The sequence below is a fragment of the Azospirillum sp. 11R-A genome (assembly GCF_049472615.1).
GTDB lineage: Bacteria > Pseudomonadota > Alphaproteobacteria > Azospirillales > Azospirillaceae > Azospirillum > Azospirillum palustre.
The window spans coordinates 1-3,396 of the sequence record NZ_JBCEBL010000065.1; the positions used below are offsets into that span (position 1 = coordinate 1).

The following is a 3,396-nucleotide window of genomic DNA, read 5'->3' on the forward strand; positions in this document are numbered from 1 at the left end:
CGTCACGCCGGTCGCCGTCGCGATGGCGAAGCCCAGCGCCGCCCGCCGCAGGCTGGCCAGGATGTTGGCCGCGATCTCGCCGGACAGCAGCATCGGGACGAAGCTGTCGAACACCGCCGACGGCGGCGGCAGCAGCACCGGATTGACCCAGGTTCCCAGCCGCGGCACCGCCTCCCAGACCGCCAGGAACAGCAGGATGCCGGTCACGTTCAGCAGGGCGCGCAGCCAAGCCGCCCGCCGCAGGCCGCGGCGATGGGCGCGGCGGAACTCTTTAGCGAAGGCGTCCCTGTCGGACGGCGCCTCCACCACCGGGCGCCGGGAGGAAGAAAGATCGTTGCCGGTCACGTCATCCGTCGCCGCCGTCACGCCGCCCTCCGTTCACCGTCGCTCTGGTCGGCTCCCCGGCTGCCGCGCGCCAGCGCCGCGGCGATGCGGGCATATTCGCGACCGAACTCCGCCGAACCGCGGTCGCGCGGATAAGGCAGATCGACCGCCAGATCCTCGCGGATCACCCCCGGCCCGGCCCCCATCACCACGACGCGCTGGGCGAGGAACACCGCCTCGTCGATGTTGTGGGTGACGAACAGCACCGACACCCCGGTCTCCCGCCACAGCCGCAGCAGATCCTCCTGCAAGGTGGTGCGGGTCATGGCGTCGACGGCGGCGAAGGGCTCGTCCATCAGCACCACCTCCGGCTCCACCACCAGGGCGCGGGCGACGGCGACGCGCTGGCGCATGCCRCCGGACAGCTCGTGCGGGTAGCGGTCGGCGGCATGGCGCAGCCCGACCCKRTCGAGCGCCTCCAGCGCCCGGCGGCGCCGGACSGGGGCGGAGACCCGCTGCATGCGYAGGCCGAACTCGACGTTCTGMCGCGCGGTCATCCAGGCGAACAGCGCATATTCCTGGAACACCACRCCACGGTCCGGCCCCGGCCCGTCCAGCGGCCGGCCGCGGAAGCGCACGGCGCCRGACGTCGGCTTGAGGAAGCCGGCCAGCAGATGGATCAGCGTGGACTTGCCGCAGCCGGACGGGCCGATCAGRCAGACGAAYTCGCCGGCCTCCACCCGCAGCGACACGTCGCTGAGCGCCCAGACCGGCGASCCGTCGCGCGCCGCATAGATCTGCGACACGCGGTCGAAATCGATCAGCGGCCCGCTCACGACAGGGTCACCCGGTCGGGCGCCACCGCCTTCAGGGGTGAGTCGACGATCAGGCCGCGGAACAGCGCCCGCAGATCCCCCGCCGGACGCTTGGCGAGGCCGGCGGCGATGGCCCATTCCGCCTCCGCCACCAGATCGTCGACGAAGCGGTCGTCGAAGGCGATCTTGAAGGTGAACTCGGAGGTCGCCTCCAGAATCTCCTTCGGCGGCGTGTGGATGCGGCGCGAAATCAGGTCGGCCCAACTGCCGTCGGCCAGGATTCGGCGTTCCGCTCCCTGCAACGCCCGGATGGCGCCGGCCACCAGCTCCGTCTTCTCCTTCACCACCTTTTCGGTGGTCAGCAGCAGTTGATGGCTCTGGAAGAACTTCTCCAGCCCGTCCTGGGTCATCACCGCGGTCTTGCCGCCGGACTGACGCTCGGCCACCGCGGCGGACTGGCTGCTCCAGGCGAAACCGTCGATGTCGCCGCGCACGAGGGCGGAGGTCATGTTGTTCGGGGTGAGATCGACCACCTCGACGTCGCCCGGCGCCAGCCCGGCGAACTCCAGATACTTCGCCAGCATATATTGCCCGGAGGTGCCGACGCGGGTGGCGATCCTGCGCCCCTTCAGGCTGGCCGGCTTCGCCGGGTCGATGCCGCCGTCCTTGCGGACGACGATCTTCATGTCACGCGAATAGCGGCTGTAGTTCACCAGGATCAGCGGCCGCAGACCCTGCAGCACCGCGAACACCACCGGCGTGTCGGTCGAGGCGGAGAAGTCGGCCGAGCCGGCGAGCAGCGCCTGCATCGAATCGCGCCCGCTCTCGAACTCCATGGTGTTCAGGTCGACCCCGGCCTCGGCCCAGGTGCCGGCGGCCTCGGCGACGAAGGGAACCGCCCAGGTGTAGCCGGTGCTGCCATAGGCCAGCGTCGCCTTGGCCGCGGCGGCCTGCGCGCGGCCGGTCCACAGCGGTCCGGCGGCCAGCATACCGGCGGTGACGGCTGCACCGGCCAGCAGGCGGCGGCGGTTCACGCGGATGCCGGCGGGATCGAACACGGTCATGATCAAAAGGCTCCTGTCTTGTGATTCGGCAGGGCGCTCAATGCGGCGCCAGCAGCCGGAAAGTCTGATCGGCGGAACGGTTCTCGCGATAGGCTGCATCCCAGCCGATGGCGCGGCGGTAGCTGCCGAACAGGCCGGCGGCGGCAACCGCGTCCTCGGTGATCCCCGTCACCGTTTCGGCATCGGGAGCGACATAGAGGGCGTCGTCCGGGCAATGGGCTTCGCACAGGAAGCAGGTCTGGCAGTCGGACTGCCGGGCGATGACGGGGGCGGCCCCGTCGGTCCGGCCGCCGCCGGTCGGCTGGAACACGTCCATCGGGCAGACGGAGACACAGATGTTGCAGCCGGTGCAGCGGGTCGGGCTGATCAGCTCGATCATGCGGCCAACTCCCGGCCGGCCTCGGCCCGATCCAGGCGGACCGGATCCGCGCGGACCGGCGCCGGACGGGTCGAGACATGGACCTCGTCCAGGCCGCCGACCGTCAGCAGATGGCGCTGGGCCGGGTCGAGGGCCGCATGGTCGATGCGGCGATGCATGCCGCGCGATTCCGTGCGGGCCAGCGCCGACCGGTACATCCAGCGGGCAGTCGCCAGCATCGCCGCCGCTTCCCGTACGCGCAAGACGGTGTCGGCGGAGGCCGGCATGGCCCCGGCGGCATCGGCCCACAGCCGGTCCAGCCGGCCGACGGAACCAGTCAGCCCCTCCTCCGAGCGGAAGTAGTTGATGTCGTAGGGGAACACCTCGGCCTGGACGGCGCGGGTCAGGCCGCCAGCATCGACCGCCGCGCCGCCCCGCGGCCTGTCCTGCAATCCGGCGCCGCCCGCCCGCCGCAGGGCGCGGGTTCCATTCCCCAGAGCACGGGCATGGTCGGCAGCCCCGAGACCTGCCCAATGACCGCTCGACATCGCCCAGGCGGCGTTGTGGCTGCCGCCGCCGGTGAAGCCTCCGCAGATCGGTTCGCGTGTCGCGGCGTCACCGGCGGCGAACAGTCCGGGGACGGCGGTGGCGCAGGTCCCGTCCACCAGCCGCAGGCCGCCGGTGCCGGTCGAAAGGCAGGAAGAAGTTCGGCTGGGCCTGACGCATCGCCGCCCACAGTTCCGGTTCGGCGCGGTCGAGGCGGGCATAGACCGGTTCGGTCGTCAGCACCCGCGCGATGACGGAGCGGCCGCCCTTGGAGGCCGCCCCCAGAATG

At 71.4% G+C, this 3,396-nt stretch carries 6 protein-coding genes; all 6 read right to left on the reverse strand.

Annotated features, from left to right (window positions below; translation table 11 throughout):
* On the reverse strand, nt 1–366 hold a 366-nt coding region (locus tag VH569_RS35110), incomplete at its 3' end, for an ABC transporter permease (RefSeq protein WP_423321883.1).
* On the reverse strand, nt 363–1,160 hold the full coding sequence (locus tag VH569_RS35115) for an ABC transporter ATP-binding protein (protein ID WP_423321885.1): 798 nt from the start codon (nt 1,158–1,160) through the stop codon (nt 363–365). The genes VH569_RS35115 and VH569_RS35110, both read right to left, overlap by 4 nt.
* Nucleotides 1,157–2,203 carry an ABC transporter substrate-binding protein gene (locus tag VH569_RS35120; RefSeq protein ID WP_423321887.1) on the reverse strand — a complete coding sequence of 349 codons (1,047 nt, stop codon included), beginning with the start codon at nt 2,201–2,203 and terminating at the stop codon, nt 1,157–1,159. Before VH569_RS35120 ends, VH569_RS35115 begins: the two co-directional genes overlap by 4 nt.
* A 37-nt stretch (nt 2,204–2,240) precedes the next feature.
* Nucleotides 2,241–2,582: a 4Fe-4S dicluster domain-containing protein gene (locus tag VH569_RS35125; RefSeq protein WP_423321889.1), complete on the reverse strand. Its 342-nt coding sequence runs from the start codon at nt 2,580–2,582 to the stop codon at nt 2,241–2,243.
* Nucleotides 2,579–3,226 carry a hypothetical protein gene (locus VH569_RS35130; RefSeq protein ID WP_423321891.1) on the reverse strand — a complete coding sequence of 216 codons (648 nt, stop codon included), beginning with the start codon at nt 3,224–3,226 and terminating at the stop codon, nt 2,579–2,581. Before VH569_RS35130 ends, VH569_RS35125 begins: the two co-directional genes overlap by 4 nt.
* The coding region (locus tag VH569_RS35135) for a hypothetical protein (RefSeq protein ID WP_423321893.1) at nt 3,177–3,396 on the reverse strand (220 nt) is incomplete at its 5' end. The genes VH569_RS35130 and VH569_RS35135, both read right to left, overlap by 50 nt.

Bases quoted from the DNA above. Each gene is read 5' to 3' on its own strand.
- VH569_RS35120 (WP_423321887.1), bottom strand. From the start codon at position 2,203: ATGACCGTGTTCGATCCCGCCGGCATCCGCGTGAACCGCCGCCGCCTG.
- VH569_RS35125 (WP_423321889.1), bottom strand. From the start codon at position 2,582: ATGATCGAGCTGATCAGCCCGACCCGCTGCACCGGCTGCAACATCTGT.